Annotated in this window: 18 protein-coding genes; 4 read left to right on the forward strand and 14 right to left on the reverse strand. The window is 54.1% G+C overall.

Features of this window, described 5'->3' with window-relative positions; all coding sequences use genetic code 11:
* Positions 1 to 62: 62 nt before the first annotated feature.
* Genes ACLHIJ_RS04250 through ACLHIJ_RS04285 form a run of 8 tightly spaced genes read right to left on the reverse strand, consistent with a single transcriptional unit; the run spans position 63 to position 6,730 of the window.
* Complete coding sequence (locus ACLHIJ_RS04250; protein WP_411297495.1) at positions 63 to 710, reverse strand: response regulator; 648 nt, start codon at positions 708 to 710, stop codon at positions 63 to 65.
* A gap of 48 nt (positions 711 to 758) precedes the next feature.
* On the reverse strand, positions 759 to 1,616 hold the full coding sequence (gene mutM / locus ACLHIJ_RS04255; RefSeq protein WP_411298528.1) for a bifunctional DNA-formamidopyrimidine glycosylase/DNA-(apurinic or apyrimidinic site) lyase: 858 nt from the start codon (positions 1,614 to 1,616) through the stop codon (positions 759 to 761).
* Positions 1,617 to 1,630: 14 nt separating this feature from the next.
* A complete protein-coding gene (gene rnc / locus ACLHIJ_RS04260) occupies positions 1,631 to 2,359 on the reverse strand; it encodes a ribonuclease III (RefSeq protein ID WP_411297484.1) in 729 nt (242 codons plus the stop codon).
* Positions 2,352 to 2,915: a YceD family protein gene (locus tag ACLHIJ_RS04265; protein WP_411297485.1), complete on the reverse strand. Its 564-nt coding sequence runs from the start codon at positions 2,913 to 2,915 to the stop codon at positions 2,352 to 2,354. Before ACLHIJ_RS04265 ends, rnc begins: the two co-directional genes overlap by 8 nt.
* An 8-nt stretch (positions 2,916 to 2,923) precedes the next feature.
* A complete protein-coding gene (locus tag ACLHIJ_RS04270) occupies positions 2,924 to 3,445 on the reverse strand; it encodes a hypothetical protein (RefSeq protein WP_411297486.1) in 522 nt (173 codons plus the stop codon).
* Complete coding sequence (gene coaD, locus ACLHIJ_RS04275; protein ID WP_411297487.1) at positions 3,442 to 3,918, reverse strand: pantetheine-phosphate adenylyltransferase; 477 nt, start codon at positions 3,916 to 3,918, stop codon at positions 3,442 to 3,444. The genes ACLHIJ_RS04270 and coaD overlap by 4 nt, the downstream gene beginning before the upstream one ends.
* 18 nt (positions 3,919 to 3,936) lie before the next feature.
* Complete coding sequence (rsmD, locus tag ACLHIJ_RS04280; protein WP_411298529.1) at positions 3,937 to 4,491, reverse strand: 16S rRNA (guanine(966)-N(2))-methyltransferase RsmD; 555 nt, start codon at positions 4,489 to 4,491, stop codon at positions 3,937 to 3,939.
* Between the two features lies 1 nt (position 4,492).
* Positions 4,493 to 6,730 (reverse strand): ATP-dependent DNA helicase RecG, encoded by a 2,238-nt coding sequence (locus ACLHIJ_RS04285; RefSeq protein WP_411298530.1) that lies wholly within the window; start codon positions 6,728 to 6,730, stop codon positions 4,493 to 4,495.
* A 235-nt stretch (positions 6,731 to 6,965) separates the two neighbouring features.
* Between ACLHIJ_RS04285 and rpmB the strand changes: the two genes are divergently transcribed.
* The gene (gene rpmB / locus ACLHIJ_RS04290) at positions 6,966 to 7,157 is read left to right on the forward strand and encodes a 50S ribosomal protein L28 (RefSeq protein ID WP_411297491.1); all 192 of its coding nucleotides are present in this window, start codon (positions 6,966 to 6,968) and stop codon (positions 7,155 to 7,157) included.
* Positions 7,158 to 7,353: 196 nt separating this feature from the next.
* A complete protein-coding gene (locus tag ACLHIJ_RS04295) occupies positions 7,354 to 8,184 on the forward strand; it encodes an HAD-IIB family hydrolase (protein ID WP_411298531.1) in 831 nt (276 codons plus the stop codon).
* Here the strand turns inward: ACLHIJ_RS04295 and thiL are convergent.
* From thiL to ACLHIJ_RS04310, 3 genes are all read right to left on the reverse strand, one after another.
* On the reverse strand, positions 8,162 to 9,184 hold the full coding sequence (gene thiL, locus ACLHIJ_RS04300) for a thiamine-phosphate kinase (protein WP_411298532.1): 1,023 nt from the start codon (positions 9,182 to 9,184) through the stop codon (positions 8,162 to 8,164). The genes ACLHIJ_RS04295 and thiL overlap by 23 nt on opposite strands.
* A gap of 579 nt (positions 9,185 to 9,763) precedes the next feature.
* Positions 9,764 to 10,306, reverse strand: a complete 543-nt coding sequence (locus ACLHIJ_RS04305) for an NADPH-dependent FMN reductase (RefSeq protein ID WP_411296827.1) — start codon at positions 10,304 to 10,306, stop codon at positions 9,764 to 9,766.
* Between the two features lie 284 nt (positions 10,307 to 10,590).
* Entirely contained in the window at positions 10,591 to 11,694 is a 1,104-nt protein-coding gene (locus tag ACLHIJ_RS04310) for a D-alanine--D-alanine ligase family protein (protein ID WP_411298533.1), read from the reverse strand.
* An 83-nt stretch (positions 11,695 to 11,777) separates the two neighbouring features.
* Here ACLHIJ_RS04310 and ACLHIJ_RS04315 point away from each other — a divergent pair, with 83 nt between their 5' ends.
* A complete protein-coding gene (locus ACLHIJ_RS04315; protein WP_411298535.1) occupies positions 11,778 to 12,410 on the forward strand; it encodes a hypothetical protein in 633 nt (210 codons plus the stop codon).
* Positions 12,411 to 12,610: 200 nt separating this feature from the next.
* Here ACLHIJ_RS04315 and murA read toward each other — a convergent pair whose 3' ends face one another.
* Positions 12,611 to 13,933: a UDP-N-acetylglucosamine 1-carboxyvinyltransferase gene (gene murA / locus ACLHIJ_RS04320; protein WP_411298589.1), complete on the reverse strand. Its 1,323-nt coding sequence runs from the start codon at positions 13,931 to 13,933 to the stop codon at positions 12,611 to 12,613.
* A gap of 120 nt (positions 13,934 to 14,053) precedes the next feature.
* Here murA and ACLHIJ_RS04325 point away from each other — a divergent pair, with 120 nt between their 5' ends.
* The gene (locus ACLHIJ_RS04325; RefSeq protein ID WP_411296824.1) at positions 14,054 to 14,650 is read left to right on the forward strand and encodes a DUF421 domain-containing protein; all 597 of its coding nucleotides are present in this window, start codon (positions 14,054 to 14,056) and stop codon (positions 14,648 to 14,650) included.
* A gap of 132 nt (positions 14,651 to 14,782) precedes the next feature.
* On the opposite strand, the gene leuD is transcribed toward ACLHIJ_RS04325, so the two are convergent.
* Together leuD and leuC are read right to left on the reverse strand one after the other, a co-directional pair.
* Positions 14,783 to 15,379: a 3-isopropylmalate dehydratase small subunit gene (leuD, locus tag ACLHIJ_RS04330; RefSeq protein ID WP_411298536.1), complete on the reverse strand. Its 597-nt coding sequence runs from the start codon at positions 15,377 to 15,379 to the stop codon at positions 14,783 to 14,785.
* A gap of 5 nt (positions 15,380 to 15,384) precedes the next feature.
* Positions 15,385 to 16,896, reverse strand: a complete 1,512-nt coding sequence (gene leuC, locus ACLHIJ_RS04335; RefSeq protein ID WP_411298537.1) for a 3-isopropylmalate dehydratase large subunit — start codon at positions 16,894 to 16,896, stop codon at positions 15,385 to 15,387.
* Positions 16,897 to 16,963 lie beyond the last annotated feature (67 nt).

Below are 16,963 nucleotides of genomic sequence, written 5' to 3' on the forward strand. Positions count from 1 at the left end.
CAGCCAGCCAAACAACTCGCACTCTTTCTTCGTCGGCATTTGGCTAACAGCCAGGCTCAATATCACCCACCGGCTTGATTACGCCATCCGGCTGCTCGTTGACCTGCCACCCATGCGGCAACTTGGGTCCGGCGCTGCATTCCCATCTTGGAAAGCAAGGAGGTGATGTGATTCTTCACCGTCTTTTCGGCCACGCCAAGCCGATCGCCAATCTCGCGGTTTGATAGCCCATCTCCGATGAGATCTAATACTTTCCGCTCTGATGGCGTCAGATTTGCCGTCGGATCATTGTGATCGGCACGATGACGAGTAACCGTTCGCTCATCTAAAAGCACGCGCCCCTCAGCAACTGCTCGGATGACTTCCGTAATCTCCGCACCTCGTACCGATTTCAACAGGTATGCTTTCGCCCCTGCTTCCAGCGATTCTGCTAGAGCATCATCATCGTCAAATGAGGTCAACACGATGCATTTAGTGTTCGGTACATCCTCGCGCAAGGATCGAATAATATCGATGCCCGTTCCGTCCGGTAACCGCAAATCAACCAGGGCCACCTGAGGCGCCATTAATTTGGCTCGCCGGACCGCTTCAATCACTGAGCCGGCTTCCGCAACCACCGTCAACCCGTCTGCCCGATCAACAACTTCGGCAATACCACGACGGACGACCTCGTGGTCATCAATAATCATTACGGAGATATCATTGCTCATCACACGCTGATCTTACCGTGAAAATGCCTCATATTTCAGCATGGCGCACTAAGGCAGGTGCTGGCAGTTCGGGCAAAAATGCGATCCTCGATTCATGAAGGTCTGCCGCACAATTTGTGCCCCGCAACGGTAGCAGGCAAGACCGTGCCGACCATACACCTGCAGAGTTCGTGAGAAATATCCAGATTCCCCATTGACGTTCACATATAGGGAATCAAATGAGGTGCCACCCACCTCAACAGCGTCTTGCATCACCTCACGCGCAGCCGCATACAGCTGCGCAATTTGCTGAGGTGACATCTGAGAACTAAGCATCTGCGGGTGAATCTGAGCCGCAAATAGCGCCTCATCGGCGTATATATTGCCGATTCCAGAAGCAAGTTGCTGGTCAAGTAACAGCCGTTTAATCTCGGTGCTTTTTGCTCGTACCTGCGTGATGATATCCGGGTATTGCAGGTACGGATCAAGTAGATCACGACCAATATGCGCAATACTTTCCGGGATCAACGCATAGTCAGTGCCGCATCCACCGGCATAGCCGTCTTGCGTCGGGCATAAGCGATCTAAACGAAGCTGACCGAAGGTGCGCTGGTCAATAAAATCTACTCGTACCCCATTATCCAGCCACAATGCCGCCCGCCGATGGCGGTGTTGCGCAGCATCAACGCGAAACTGCCCGCTCATCCCCAAGTGTGCAATGAGTGCCTCGTCACGCCCGATCACAAACCACAGATATTTTCCACGACGAGCCACCTGGGTAATCCTGCGCCCAACTAAGGAGTCAAGACCTTGCGGGCAAGAGCGAATCACCCGCGGATGATCGACGCTTACTCGCGCTATCGTCTGCCCAATAAGATGGCGTGCCAAACCGCGACGAATCGTCTCAACTTCGGGAAGCTCTGGCACGAGAAACAGCGCCCTTATTCCTCGCCCAAGGCGTAGTATGCTGCTTTGCAGGCTTCCAGCTTGGCAGCTTTTTGCGATGTGGCCGTTCCCGTTCCGAGATAGCGGTCATCAATAAATACCTGGGCTGTGTACACTCGGGCGTGATCTGGACCTTCGCCCTCAATCTTGTAGCTCAATGTGCCCGTTATTCCTTTATCACGGGCGCGTTCATCTAATGCGGTACGCCAGTCAAGAGCCGGCCCTAACCGGCGGGCTGCATCAATCTGAGGCCGAATCAGATCCAGAATCACTTCGCGAGCGATCAGAATACCATGTGCCAGGAAAGTGGCTCCGATCAGCGCTTCGACGGTATCAGCCAGGATGGAATCCTTATCTCGACCTCCAGAGAGTTCTTCGCCGCGCCCGAGTTTGATGTACTGCCCAATCCGTAATTCTCGCCCTAACTCAGCTAAGGACCGCTCGGAAACCGCAGCCGCCTTAATTTTCGACATATCCCCTTCGGATAGCTCATCTGGCAGATCGTAGATATATGCCGCCGCCACGCCGCCCAGCACCGAATCCCCGAGAAACTCTAAGCGTTCGTTATGTGGCGCATTATTTTCGTATGCCCACGATCGATGCGTCAGGGCCAGATCCAACATCTTCACTGGAATCTCTACCGCCCACGGCAAACTCGCTGGATCAAGCGCAGAAGCTGACGAGATCTCCGTATCATCTGGCTGAAAATCAGCAGAATTAGGCATCCGGATTCTCCTCCCCCAGCAACCGAGCTAAATCATCAAGTGCAGCAAAATCCGGATTTCGATAATCGTGATGGTGATCCGCCGGCAGATCGTCTAACCGTTCGTAACAGCCCTGGCACAAGCCCTGACATTCTGGATCGCACAGCGGAGTTAACGGCATTGCCAAAATGAGCGCATCGCGAATGAGGGGTTCAAGGTCAAGCCCCTCGTCAGTTAGCACGAAAAAATCCTGCGCTTCTTCGTCACCCTGTGCAATGAGTTCTTCGCGTCGGTCTTGGCTGAACACCATTTCCATGATCGGACGGTCTAACTCAATATTTACCGGACGCAAGCACCGCGCACATTCCCCGGTGGCACAGGCCCAGGTCCGACCGTTGACGAGAATCCCATCTGAGGTGGCACTGATTCTCACGTTAACTCCGATAGGTTCATCCGGTGCGACCGTCAATACGTCGATACCGAATGATTCTGGTGCCGGAATATCCTCATCGACGATGAGATCTTCCCGAGATAACCGAGCCAGCCGAGCTGAACTAACCACAAAGGGAGTAATCATGTGCCGTCCTAGTGTTCCATTCGCTGGCTCAGATGCATCCGACCAGCGTGGATTTGTTCTGCAAGCGCGGAAAGTTGATGGAAAACCGAATCGAGTTGCCCAGAGAGCTGATCGAGGCTGTTTGCTGCGTATTCATCAGCTCCCTGCTTGAAGTGATCCGCGCGCTGCTTCGCTTCATCTAGAATACGCGAGGCCTGCGAGGTAGCCGCGATGGTGATTTGATCCTGGGCAACCAGACGCGAAGCCTGCTCCCGTGCTTCGGCGATAATCGTCTGTGCTTCTTCTTCAGCGCGACGGCGAATCCCGTCGGCATCTAACCGAGCCTGTTCAGAGACGTTCGAGGCTTCAGCTAATACAGAATCGGCAGCAACGATTTGATCTGGCACAATATCGCGCGCAGTCTCCAACAAATCAAGCACTTCCGAACGATTGACCATCACCGACGCAGACATTGGCACTGAACGTGCCTCGTTAACGATCGAGATTAACTCGTCGAGAATTTCCAGGAGCGATTCACCCTGTTCGTTCATAATGTCACTTTCTGTTGAAGGGCTGCCGCAACATGAGACGGCACATATTCCTCATAGCGCCCGCCCAATTGTGCGATTTCTTTGACAAAAGACGACGCGACATGATGTAAAGCCGGATCGCCCACAATAAAGACCGTTTCAATCCCGCTGAGCTGACGATTCATCAGCGCCATCGGATATTCCGCGTCATAATCCGCTCCTCCACGCACCCCTTTGACCAGGGCGTTAGCGTGCAGATCCCGAGCATAATCCGCAATCAAGCCACTGTAGGCGCGTACAGAAACATTAGAGTAATCCACTAAGGCCTCACGCGCCATTGCCACACGTTGCGCCACATCAAACATTGCCGTTTTAGCCCGATTATGGGCGACGACGACAACGACCTCATCGAAGAGTCGGGCAGCTCGCCCAATAATATCGATATGGCCGTAGGTGATTGGATCAAATGATCCGGGGCACAACGCTAACGTCATAGGTTCCATTGTAGTTCGTTAGTCTTGGCGCGTCGCACTCCATACTCTCGTGTCACCCCAGATCCGCTCGTCATCAAGCTGCACCCCGGCAGGCCAGGTCGGTTCTGGGGAATGTTTATCTCGTTCCACCACGATCATCGCATCTGGTTTTAGATGTTCGACCACTGCGGCAAGCACGTGGGCTAACTCCGCTTCACCGAGCGCATAGGGCGGATCGAGAAAGACCACATCAATATCACCACGCCCCGTCTGATTCACATATTTTTCCACAGGTTGCATTAACACCTGGACGTGCTGACTCAACCCACTATGTTCCGCATTACTGCGAATAATTTGGGCTGCCTGACGATCCGATTCCACACAAATAGCATGGCTTGCTCCCCGAGATACCGCCTCCAAAGCCAAAGCTCCAGAGCCGGAATATAGGTCAAGAACTCGACAATCTCGGACGTATCCATAGTGTTCGAGACGGGAAAACAGCGCTTCACGAACTCGTTCGGAAGTGGGGCGCGTCCCAGATTTTGGCACCTGTAAGGTACGCCCTCGCGCAGCTCCTGCCACAATTCGGGTCATCTCAGCTCCTGTCTAAATAGTCGGTCGCCGCACTACGCGCCCGATCAATGGCCACGGCAAGCACCGGCTGATCCCGAAGCTCTGGATCACGGCCGATCATCTCTCGCGCATACCTACGGGCATGGTCAATAATGTCCTCATCTTTCGTCACTCGAACAAAACGCAAGGATGACACTCGCCCACTCTGATCTCGACCGAGCACATTGCCTTCTGATCGCAGTTCAACATCGCGTTGCGCCAAAGCAAAACCATCCGTCGTGCCCGCGAAGGCTTCCAACCTAGCGAACGCCACCGTACCGGGAAGAACGTGAAAGACCGCCAAACATAGACTCTGGGCCGTCCCGCGCCCCACTCGACCACGCAACTGGTGAAGTTGGGATAAACCGAAGCGTTCCGCGTCAAGGATAATCATCATCGTCGCTTCCGGAACATCAACGCCCACTTCAATGACTGTGGTGGACACCAGAATCGGAGTTTGCCCCGACGCAAAACGAGCCATCGCCTGCGATTTTTCCTCACTCGAAAGCTGCCCGTGTACATAACCGACGGGAATCCCCGCTAGCGCCGGAATCGTGGCCAATAGTTCAACCGTTGAGGTAACTGAGGCTAAGGGACGACGCCCCGCCGCACCCTCCGACTGTGCAGGCACGCTGCTTTCCTCAACCGGATCAATGCCCATATCCGCTTCGGAGGTTTCCGCATTAATTGCCGGGCAAACGATATACACCCGACCGCCCGCTGCAATCTCTTCGCGCGCCCGCTGCCACATTCGTTCGACCCATACCGCATTATCTGCGGGAACGAGTGCGGTCTGCACTGGCTGGCGCCCACTGGGCAACTCACGCAAGGTCGATACCCGCAGTTCCCCAAATGTTGTCATGGCGATTGTACGCGGGATCGGGGTGGCCGTCATCACCAATAAATGCGATCCAGATGCCAGGCGGTCGCGCTGATCGACACCAAAGCGATGTTGCTCATCAATCACCACAAACCCCAGGCGCGGCAATTGAACCCGATCTTCAAAAAGCGCATGCGTTCCGACAATAATTTGCGGCATACCAGAGGCAATATTCGCTAAGGTTCGTCGTTTTGCTGCAGCCGGTAGCGAGCCAGTTAGCAATTCCAGACGAGTGGAGATCTCGGGTGCTCCCAGTTCTCCGCCAGCAGCCAGATCACCCAACAGGTGGCGAAAAGTCTCGTAGTGCTGCGCGGCAAGAACTTCTGTTGGCGCAACGAGAACTGCCTGATAGCCAGCGTCTACCGCTTGAAGCATTGCCCGCAAAGCAACAATTGTTTTTCCTGATCCGACGTCACCTTGTAGCAATCGACGCATTGGCGTTGCGACTGCCATCTCTTCGGATAATTCTCGACCTACATCGCGCTGACCTGCCGTCAAAGTAAAAGGTAAACGCCGGTCAAAAGCAGCCAATACCCCATCGCTGCGCGGGTGAAGGGCTGGGGCGGGAATCCCGGCATTGGCGTGTACCTGCTGGGCAATGAGAGCCTGCAAAATAAAGGCTTCTTCGTGTTTGAATCTCAGCAGGGCGCGCTGCCAGTCGTCATCACAACTTGGGCGGTGTGCCGCGTACATGGCCTGATAGGCAGTAAGTAACTTATGTTCAGCGCGATAGTCCTCAGGTAGTGGATCCGGTACGTCGGCTGCCGTGATGTGATCTAAAACAATATCGACTGCAGCGTGAATCTTCCACGAGGGAATCGCCGCGCTGGCATGGTAAATGGGAATAGGTTGGGCGATTTTTTCCGGATCTATATCCTTAGCCGTATCAAGAACCTCATACTCCGGATGTGATAGTTGCAATTCTCCCCGATACGAAGAGATCGTTCCAGAAAACGTTGCTAGCGTCCCTGGCGCGAGGCGAGTTGCATGGTAATTCAGTGGACGTGCAGATTTGCCAAAGAACGTCAATGACAGGGTATGCGCACCGTCAGCGATCCGAACAGATAGCAAATAGCCACGACGGCGGTTCATTGGACGCACGTGAGAATCAATAACTCGTGCGACCACAGTAACGGTATCGCCCTCGTGGACCGCCTCAATAGGCAGTAGTTCTCCGCGATGTGCAAGCCGAAATGGGATGTGAGCGAGAAGATCACCGCAGGTGGATAGCCCTAGTTTTCCGAGCGCGTTCGCCGTGCGAGTCCCGAGTATCCGATCAAGGGGGCGATCTAACGGCCCCCATTCCTCGCTTACAATCGCACTATGCGCCAACTTGCCCATATTTCATCCTCCGTCGGTAACCTTACCGGCACCGGCAGGCTCCTGAGGCGCGCGACATCGCGGCAGACGAAATACGGTATATCCTCACAGCATCCGACGCCATATCTTCACAATGTCCGTTAGCGTGCGCAATGCCACTACCACTACCTTGGTTTCTTCCGCTTGCGTCAGCTAGACTTTTTAAGTTGCAATTCAACGGGCGCGTTGCGCCCACCGCCTAACGAAGGAGATCACCGTGGCCTCGGTATGTGAAGTCTGCGGCAAGGGCCCTGGTTTCGGTAAGCAGGTCTCGCACTCGCACGTGCGTACCAGCCGTCGTTGGAACCCGAATATTCAGCGTGTGCGCGCGCTGGTCAAGGGCGCCCCTAAGCGTCTGAACGTGTGCACCTCCTGCCTCAAGGCTGGCAAGGTGACGCGCAACATCTAAAAGCTTCATGCTTCATATTGGCGAGGATCACTCCGATTCTCGCTAATTTTTTACCTGCTCTTACCCTGCACTGCCGTCAGCTATCTCATTATTGCCACGGCTAAACACCGCCGAATATTTGCTTATCTACAAGGCATATCTTTGCAATGCGCGTGTCATCATCGGCTAATAATGATGAATGATGTGAGGAGTCCTCGTGAACGCTCAAGAACTCGATCTGGAGAACCTCCCCTGGTCTATCGCCGATATATCGAGCGCTGTTTTCGATATTGATGGCACGCTCTCTCGCGAAGATTCCAGCACCTCCGAGGAGACGATCGCAGCTCTACGGGCATTATCCGACGCTGGAATCCCTATCACGTTGGCCACCGGCCGAGTCTTGCACGGTGCAGCCAATCTATTACACCGAGCCGAGATTACCGGATGGGTTGTCTCCGCTGGAGGAACTGTGGTGTGGGATGGTCACGACGTCGTTGTCGAACATCGAATGAGCGTTGATGAGATTACTCGGCTCACTACCCTATGCGATGAAACCGGGTTCGTTCCGTTCTACTTTGGCCCAGAAAAGATCTATACAGACCGCGATGCGCTGGAACGACACGGGGTTTTGGAAGTCACGGAGAACTCTTCAGAGGGGTTATCCGTTACTCCCCTATCCGAGCTGAACACCGCAGATATCACGAAAGCCTCATTAGCAGGAACATGCGAACAGATTGATCGGTATTTCTCGGCTGTTCACGCAGAATTTCCGCAAGCAGTGCGCGCACATGATTTCTTTATCGATATTATGCCCGCAGATATTACTAAATGGGATGGTATCCAATACGCACTTGCTGCCCGCAATCTCGATCCGGAGCGCACGCTCGGAGTTGGGGATTCGGATAACGATATTGCCTGGTTGACGCAGATCGGTCATCCGATTGGAGCACCGGGCGCTTCCGCGGGCGTGCGCGAGATCGCGCATTGGGTTTTGCCCCCAATGACGGATTCCGTCGCTGCCCTGATTATGCGCCTGGTTCAGAACTGAAATGATCCCAGCCGCCTAGCCCTGATACCTCACGCCCCAAAACAGTAACGCGACCTTGCGCGGCTCCGCGCACGAGCCCGATTTCGTGAAATCCTCGCGGCGTTGGCGCATCGGCGGGGATTGTCGCCAAGAATCCGTGGTCCTCTCCGCCAGTTAGGGCCCATTCCCGCCGCGAGGCGCGTAAGCGCCCGGCCGCCCGAGCTAAATCGCCAATCCGATAATCTGCTCCTTGGTGAATATCAATCCATACTCCGCTCGCACGGGCCAGACGTTTTGCGTCACGAATCAAACCATCGGAAACGTCCATCATTGCCGTCAATGTGCCGCTGCGCGCAGCAACAAGCGCTTCTTCAAGTGGCGGAGCCGGACGGCGAAAGAGCTCAATGAGCTGGATATATTCCTGCTCGGTAGTGGTATCAAGCAACGCTGGCGATTCTTCCTCCGAATCACTTTCTGGTCTTTTTCCAAAACCTGCCTGTAATAGTTCGTATCCGGCGCGTGCATGACCCAGGTGACCTGCATGGATCACCCGATCTCCAATTTGTGCGCCACGTCGGCATACTGGAGAAAAACCATCCATATCCCCGAGGACGGTAACTCCAATTGCAATGTGTTCCGCACGAACTAGATCGCCACCGTCAATACCCACATCTATTGGAGTACATGCCTGCCGTAGCCCCTGAGCAAAATCACGCACCCAGGTCACTTCCAGATCAGGAGGTAATCCCAATGAAATCACTAAAGATATGGGGCGGGCCCCCATTGCCACCACGTCCGCACAGTTTTGCATGACGCTGCGCACGCCAACGTCCACTCCAGTGGACCAATCTCGTCGGAAATGTTGCCCTTCAATGAGCATATCGGTGGAAACTGCCAACTCTCCGGTAAGCCGCATGACGGCGCTATCATCACCTGACGGCACACGTGTTGCCGATCCTACTGGCAGAATCGGGGTAATTTCGGCAAGGATGTCGTCTTCAGAGAGTTGTGAAATCTGCATAGAGGCATCTTATGCAACCGAATATATCCTTGGCATATTGAGCGAATACGCCTTGGGAGTTCTGCGTTGAGAGGCTCCGTTGCTAAGAAAAGTCATCGTTCAGGGGGATCTTCATCTGATGGTGCACCGTAGCGCACAATAAAACCGGCTTTGCCGCACAAGAAAGCCGATCCTTTCACTTCGCGCTTGCGACACATATCCACGAGGACTACGCAATATAGGGTTCATCTGCGTTACTATCCCAGGATGTATCGCACCATTGCGGTCATAGCTCCAAGTTCGTCGCCACCTATTAGCCGTCTGCCACACCAGTATTTTCACCAGGTATAGAAAGCGAACACCTCACTCGTCAGTCATTACAAAGCTGCCGCCACAGCTCGCATCACAGCAGGTATCACTGCCATAAACCGCATCGGCCAAGCCACCGCCCCCATCAGAACGGCACGGATATAAAAAGTTTGCTGGCGACCAGCACACCTGTATAAGGCAATAATGCCGTCATACACATGCTAGCTACCAGCAAACTCCTATTATCGCTCGGTAGAACTTGTAGAGATCTTCCCGCGCGTCACAGTGTATTTACGCCTGGGCCTGTACGAACTGGGTGAAAGAGGAGATGAACTGCGCCAATACTTCACGTGCTGCCTCATCCGTCACTTTCCCATGATCGACAAGACCGGCGCGCTTGCCATCTACGTACCCTTCCGGCTGCCCCATAACTTTTGTGCCGAAGAATAGCAATGAGCTGCGGAGTTGTTGTTGCGCAACAGCGGTACCGATTCCTGAGGGAGATACGCCGATGGTGGCAACAGGCTTACCGGCAAGTGCCCACTGCCCATAGGGGCGTGAGGTCCATTCAATTGCGTTGTGAATTGCTGCCGAATAGGAACGATTATGCTCGGGGGTGACGAAGAGAATTCCGTCTGCCGAGGCCACCAGGGATTTGAACTCTGCTGCAACTGGCGGAAAATCTTGCTCAAGATCGCGGTTGAAAAGCGGCAAGTCACGAATTGGTGCTTCCACCATTTCAACTCCGTGCGGGGCGAGCTCCACGAGAGTTTCTGCCAATGTACGGTTCAATGAATTCTGCGCGAGGGATCCGACGATATAAACAATCTTCATAGTTATCTCCTTGCTCCTATTCCTATCTCTGCTGCTTGTGATGGCGCTATATCGCGTTCAGTTCAACAGCACGCAATACATAAAGCGACTACTGAGAGAGCTATTCCGCTGTGGAATTAATGCCACCACATACATTTGTTGATATTTGTATTATACGAAGAGTAAAACCGTAGCTCAATATGAAATAATCCACATTTCAACTGCTTCGGACGTGCAGTTAGCACCAACACAAAGACGACCTGCGAACACTCGCCCCCGCCAGGCCACCCAATATCAGTAACGCATTAACGCAAGCCGCGTGGACGCTCCTGCGCTAACACAATAAGCTCATCAACCAAATCTGAATAGCTCATCCCAGCCGCTTCCCACAGCGCCGGATACATAGAAAACGGCGTAAAACCAGGCATCGTATTGATCTCATTGATGATGGGATCCCCGTCTGGAGTAATAAAGAAATCGACTCGCGTCAGCCCCTCGCACCCGAAAACGCTAAAAGCACGCACCGCATACTCACGCGCCCGTTCACTGACGCTCTCCTCAAGCTGCGCAGGAATCGTCAACGTTAGCGAGTCCGTCGCCACATATTTATGCTCAAAGTCGTAAAACTCTTTTTGGGATGAATCAATAATAATCTCCCCCAGCTCCGAGGCACATGGCGGCTGCCCAGCACGCCCCTCGCGCACTGCACACTCCACCTCACGACCGCGCACCTCTTCTTCGACCAAAACTTTCGGATCGTGCTCTTGCGCCTGCGCAATCGCTGCATCAAGTTGAGCAATATCCGTAATCTTTGAAATCCCCAATGACGATCCCGCTCGCGCCGGCTTGACGTACAACGGGAAGGTCAAGTTGGCAACCTGCGCTCGGACCGCTTGCGGTTCGGTCGCCCAACGCTGCGCCGTAATCGTCACATACGGGCTAACCGGCAATCCTGCGTCAGCCAAAATCACTTTCATAAAGTGCTTATCCATGCCTGCAGCCGAAGCTAAAACGCCACAACCAACATAGGCAATCCCCGCCATCTCCAGCAGACCCTGAACAGTGCCATCTTCACCAAAAGGACCGTGCAGTACCGGAAACGCAACATCAATACGACCTAAATCTGTTACGTTCTGCCCCTCGATGAGCAGGGCAGACTGCGAACCATCGCCGGCTGGAATGACAATACGCTGAGCAGAATCCGGCACTTCTGGCAGCCCGCGATCAAGTGACAATTCCGCCAAATCAGCATGACCCGGCACCCAATTCCCATCACGCGTAATCCCGATCGGGAGCACCTCGTAACGCTGCGGATCCATCGCCCGCATAATTGCGCCTGCCGTCACGCATGAAATTGCATGCTCCCCCGATTTGCCACCATAGATTAAGGCAATACGTGTCTTCGTCATGCGATCCACTCTAGTCACCTCAACCGCGCAGGGGAACTTTCCACTAGGCTAAGGAGCTGTAATGTTCTTCTCAGGGAGGCACCATGAAGCGCATAACCGTATCTGCCATATTGCTTATCACAGCGAGCGTGTTTGCCGGTTGTTCTTCCTCAACGCATAGCGCGCCCTCATCTCCTGCACCTACAGCTCCCAGCAGTAGCGCCGCAACAGAATCGACCTCACCAAGTGCTTCCCCAGCGGCACCGACTACCACCCAGGCACCCCCTGGCACGCTACCCGCAGATTGCCCGATCATCGCCCCAGATCATGAGGCTCATTCAGCTAATTGGCCACAATCTTCTACCCAGTTACTCCCGATAAGCATTAGTGCCGACGCCACCTCCGTCACAGTCACGTATGACGGCGAAGGCATCCCACAATGGCACAGCTCAGGCTGGGCGGCAACCGCTTATGAAGATGGATCTGGCCTCCCTATTGATCTCGGCTCACCGCGCCTCTTGCAGATTGCCGTCACTGGAATCCGCCTGCCTGAAGCCCACGAATGGAGTGCCCGCCCTACCCTGGGAGCAACCGGAGCCATTCTTGGCGGCGTGGTGAGCGCCCCATTCGAAGGTAGCCATCGTATTACACTGGGAGCGGCTCAGGATATGCCCTATTGCATTCAGACCTTAGAATCACCAACACGAATAGTCATTCATTTCGCTACCACACCCTAACAGCAGCTCACCAGCGCATAGCCGAGAAACCGGCGGAATACCCCATCCCACGCTGGCTCATCCGAAGCTGTTATAACAAAACTCAAGGCGGCAATCGCGCTACCGATTTTCATCTGTTACGCCACGCAGGCATAACCTGGTGCGGGCCACCTGCGGCAGGCACACCTCACACGCGACCGCCTGCCGCAGGCATTATCTCACTAGCTAAGGCGAGTCACATCCGCATTAAGTGCCGCAAGTTTTTGCATAAAGTGCTCATATCCGCGGTTGATAATGTCAATACCGCTAACTCGCGACTCCCCCGAAGCAGCCAGAGCGGCAATCAGATGAGAGAAACCGCCTCGCAAATCTGGCACCTCAATATCTGCTCCATGCAGCGGGGTTGGCCCTTGAATAACCGCAGAATGATAAAAATTCTGCAAACCAAACCGGCACTTTTTCGAACCGAGGCACTCCCGATACACCTGGATGCGCGCGCCCATCTGATTCAAAGCTTTGGTAAAGCCGAACCGATTCTCGTAGACGGTTTCATGAACGACGGAAACCCCCTCAGCTTGAGTCAACGCCACCACCATTGGCTGCTGCCAATCCGTCATAAAACCTGGATGAACGTCAGTTTCTAATGGCAAAGAAGTCAGCGGAGTCCCCGGATGCCAAAAGCGGATAGCCTCGTCGGTGATCTCGAATTGCCCGCCAACCTTGCGGTAGACGTTTAAGAAATTCATCATCGAATCCTGCTTCGCGCCAACGACGGTAATATCGCCACCTGTAGCCAACGCGGCACACGCCCAGGAACCAGCTTCGATGCGGTCCGGCAAGGCAGTATGAGTGTAGCCATTTAACCGCGCGACGCCTTCAATATGTATCGTCCGATCGGTATCGACGGTAATGAGCGCGCCCATCTTCTGCAAAATGGCAATAAGATCCATAATCTCTGGTTCGACGGCAGCCCCCGTTAGCTCCGTAATACCGCGAGCGCGTACTGCCGCAAGCAAGGTCTGCTCAGTTGCCCCGACGGAGGGATACGGCAAATGTACTTTACGAGCGACAAGACCCTGCGGAGCAACTAAGTGCAACCCAAGCTCTTGAGCATCGCGCTGTGCCCCGAAATCTTCGAGAACCTGCAGGTGGAAATCCACCGGCCGATCCCCAATATGGCATCCACCTAAATCCGGGATAAATGCTTCACCGAGGCGATGGAGCAGTGGGCCACAAAACAAAATAGGGATACGCGAGGAGCCTGCCAGGGCGTCCACTTGCCCTGGATCGGGCAGATGTAGCTGCCCCGGAGTAATACGCACCGTGCCAGCGTCTTGATCGTAATCCACCTCGGCGCCGTGCAACCGCAACAGTTCGGAGACAACATCAACATCACGAATAAGCGGAACGTTACGCAATACCGACGTTTCTTCGGTTAATAACGCCGCAACCATTGCCTTGGATACTAGGTTCTTTGCCCCGCGTACCCGAATCGTCCCATTGAGCGGTCGCCCACCACGTACCTGTAAGATTCCCACGACGATCCCTCCTTACTGCTTGTCAGTGTATCGGCAATTTTGCGAAGTGTCTTTCTTGTGCCGCGAGCTGCGCACCGCGCGGGCAGGAAAGGTGTTAGCGTGCCGCGGTAGTGCCATGATAGAGCTATGACTTCAATCGACACCTTAAGTTTTGGTGAGCTACTGACATTAAGCTGGGAGCAAGCAGCCGGTATCGTCGTGGGCACAGTCGTCATGTATATGTTCTTATTGCTGTTGCTGCGAATGCTCGGCCAACGAGTGTCTGCCAATCTATCAACCTACGATATGGCTGCCATTATTATCGTCGGAGCAATAGCGGGTCGAGCTACCCTCGGGCTCACCCCAACCCTGACGGGCGGTTTAGTGGCACTGCTGACGCTGTTTTCGATGAGAGCCTTGCTCAGTTTGTTGCGGTTATCGCCGCGCGGGGATTCACTAATCAGCAATCCCCCGATTGTTGTTATGGCCGGTACTGAGATTTTTCGCGAGGAGCTTCGAGCGGCACATATTTCAGAAGATGATTTATGGATGGCCTTACGCCTAGCTGGGGTGCGCAACGATGACGAGATCGGTACCGTCATCCTCGAACCAAATGGCAGCTTCTCAGTATTGCGCCGCGGCTGCCCTATCGATCCTCGGATTCTTGCGCGTGTTCGAGGGGCAGAACGTATCCCGGCATACCTCATTGGCGATAAACCACCCGCCGATTGTGCCGACGCATAGCACGATGGAATACCTATGCTGCTGCGTGGTCTAACGGCGGTCTAACGTATGCGCCATATTCACGGGAGCAAATAGCGCAGATACATCAGGCGGCTAATCCCCTATTCCAGACGTATTAGGCGGTTTGAGGGGCTATTCCACTGGCGTTGTGCCGGGCTTAAATGCCGGACGCGAGCGCTCGTATTGCGAAATCCGTGCTTCCTCGCGCAAGGTAATGCCAATCTCGTCCAAGCCTTCCATCAGCATCCAGCGCGTATAATCATCAATCTCAAAGGGGCACATAAAACCTTGCGCATGTACCGTGCGATCAACAAGATTAACCATCACCGGCGTTCCCGGATTTGTCTCAAGGATTTTCCACAGTTGCTCAATATCTTGTTGGGCAACCACTCCAGCCAAAAGCCCCTGCTTACCCGCATTTCCACGGAAAATATCGGCAAAACGCGCACTGAGCACTACCCGGAAACCGTAGTCGCGCAACGCCCAGACGGCATGCTCTCGCGAGGATCCCGTCCCAAAATCAGGACCGGCAACCAAAACTGATCCGCCCTGATAGTCCGCGCGGTTTAGGACGAACTGCGGGTCTGAACGCCACGCATAAAACAATGCGTCCTCGAATCCAGTGCGGGTAACGCGCTTAAGAAATACTGCAGGAATGATCTGATCCGTATCAACGTTTGAGCGACGCAGAGGCACGCCGACGCCGGTGTGTTCCATAAATGCTTCCATGACGTTTACTCCTCCTGATTGCCGCTCGCGCAGTCACGGTCCAGCTCATCTGACTTATTTCCGCTATCGGAAACCGTCGATGCCCACGCGCAGGATACCGAGTCCAACGCACCTGATTCCAGGTCGGCTGGCGTAGCAAGATGCCCGCACACCGCACTGGCCGCTGCAACGAGCGGAGAGACGAGGTGAGTTCGACTTCCTTTACCTTGCCGCCCCTCAAAATTCCGGTTTGACGTCGATGCCGCTCGCTGGCCCGGACCGAGCTGATCGGGATTCATTCCTAGACACATGGAACATCCAGCATGCCGCCACTGCGCCCCAAAATCTTCAAAAATTTGATCTAGCCCCTCAGCTTCTGCTTGGAGGCGCACTCTAGCTGATCCTGGAACGATCATGACCTGCACGCCAGGCGCTTTCACTCGCCCTTGCATAATGCGAGCAGCAGCGCGGAGATCTTCGATACGCCCATTCGTGCACGATCCAATAAACACGGTGTCAATGGCAATATCGCGCATGGGAGTTCCTGGCTGTAAATCCATGTACTGTAATGCGCGCTCAGCCGCCACCCGCTCATTTTCGTCAGTCATATCTGCCGGATCAGGAACTCGCCCAGAGATAGGAACTCCCTGACCTGGATTCGTCCCCCAGGTCACGTATGGCTCTAGATCACGGGCATCGAGATCAACTTCGCGATCGAATACTGCGTCAGGATCTGAACATAGCGTTGACCAGTAGGCACAGGCACTATCCCAATCATCACCGGTAGGGGCATGTGGACGCCCTTTCATATAGGCAAAGGTCGTCTCATCCGGGGCAATCATGCCAGCACGCGCACCTGCCTCAATCGACATATTACATATCGTCATTCGCGCTTCCATGGATAGCGACCGGATCGCTTCGCCGCGATATTCCAGGACGTACCCTTGCCCACCGTTTGTTCCAATTTTGGCAATGATCGCCAAAATAATATCCTTTGCCGTCGTTCCCGATGGCAAAGCCCCATTGATGTTAATTGCCATCGTTTTCAAGGGCATCATCGCAACGGTTTGGGTGGCTAAAACGTGTTCTACCTGAGAAGTCCCGATTCCGAATGCTAAGGCACCAAATGCGCCGTGTGTAGAGGTGTGCGAATCTCCGCAAACGATCGTCATTCCTGGCTGAGTTAATCCCAGTTGCGGCCCCATAACATGCACAATTCCTTGTTCTTTATCGCCAAGGGAATGGAGCCGAATTCCGAATTCCTGCGCGTTACGGCGCAGCGTTTCAATCTGGCGTCGGGAGATTGGATCCGCAATCGGCTTATCAATATGCATGGTGGGCGTATTGTGATCTTCGGTTGCGATCGTCAAATCCGGGCGACGCACCCTACGCCCTACTAACCGCAATCCTTCAAATGCTTGTGGACTTGTAACTTCATGAAGCAGGTGGAGATCAATGTATAGCAAATCGGGCTGGCCGTTTTCACCGCGACGAACAATATGATCCGCCCAGACTTTCTCGGCTAGCGTCCCGCTCATAGTCTCCTCATTTCAGTTTTTCGCGCTATATTGCGGTAATTCTCGTTGCTGTCTATGCCCCAATATT

It is taken from the genome of Trueperella sp. LYQ141, from assembly GCF_046599555.1.
Lineage (GTDB): Bacteria > Actinomycetota > Actinomycetes > Actinomycetales > Actinomycetaceae > Trueperella.

Excerpts from the sequence above, each read along its gene's own strand:
- ACLHIJ_RS04250 (WP_411297495.1), bottom strand. The coding sequence starts at position 710 with ATGAGCAATGATATCTCCGTAATGATTATTGATGACCACGAGGTCGTC.
- leuD (WP_411298536.1), bottom strand. The coding sequence starts at position 15,379 with ATGGAAGCATTTATGGAACACACCGGCGTCGGCGTGCCTCTGCGTCGC.
- ACLHIJ_RS04325 (WP_411296824.1), top strand. The coding sequence starts at position 14,054 with ATGACTTCAATCGACACCTTAAGTTTTGGTGAGCTACTGACATTAAGC.
- coaD (WP_411297487.1), bottom strand. The coding sequence starts at position 3,918 with ATGACGTTAGCGTTGTGCCCCGGATCATTTGATCCAATCACCTACGGC.
- ACLHIJ_RS04310 (WP_411298533.1), bottom strand. The coding sequence starts at position 11,694 with ATGACGAAGACACGTATTGCCTTAATCTATGGTGGCAAATCGGGGGAG.
- thiL (WP_411298532.1), bottom strand. The coding sequence starts at position 9,184 with ATGCAGATTTCACAACTCTCTGAAGACGACATCCTTGCCGAAATTACC.
- ACLHIJ_RS04270 (WP_411297486.1), bottom strand. The coding sequence starts at position 3,445 with ATGAACGAACAGGGTGAATCGCTCCTGGAAATTCTCGACGAGTTAATC.
- leuC (WP_411298537.1), bottom strand. The coding sequence starts at position 16,896 with ATGAGCGGGACGCTAGCCGAGAAAGTCTGGGCGGATCATATTGTTCGT.
- ACLHIJ_RS04265 (WP_411297485.1), bottom strand. The coding sequence starts at position 2,915 with ATGATTACTCCCTTTGTGGTTAGTTCAGCTCGGCTGGCTCGGTTATCT.
- ACLHIJ_RS04285 (WP_411298530.1), bottom strand. The coding sequence starts at position 6,730 with ATGGGCAAGTTGGCGCATAGTGCGATTGTAAGCGAGGAATGGGGGCCG.
- rnc (WP_411297484.1), bottom strand. The coding sequence starts at position 2,359 with ATGCCTAATTCTGCTGATTTTCAGCCAGATGATACGGAGATCTCGTCA.
- rsmD (WP_411298529.1), bottom strand. The coding sequence starts at position 4,491 with ATGACCCGAATTGTGGCAGGAGCTGCGCGAGGGCGTACCTTACAGGTG.
- ACLHIJ_RS04305 (WP_411296827.1), bottom strand. The coding sequence starts at position 10,306 with ATGAAGATTGTTTATATCGTCGGATCCCTCGCGCAGAATTCATTGAAC.
- ACLHIJ_RS04315 (WP_411298535.1), top strand. The coding sequence starts at position 11,778 with ATGAAGCGCATAACCGTATCTGCCATATTGCTTATCACAGCGAGCGTG.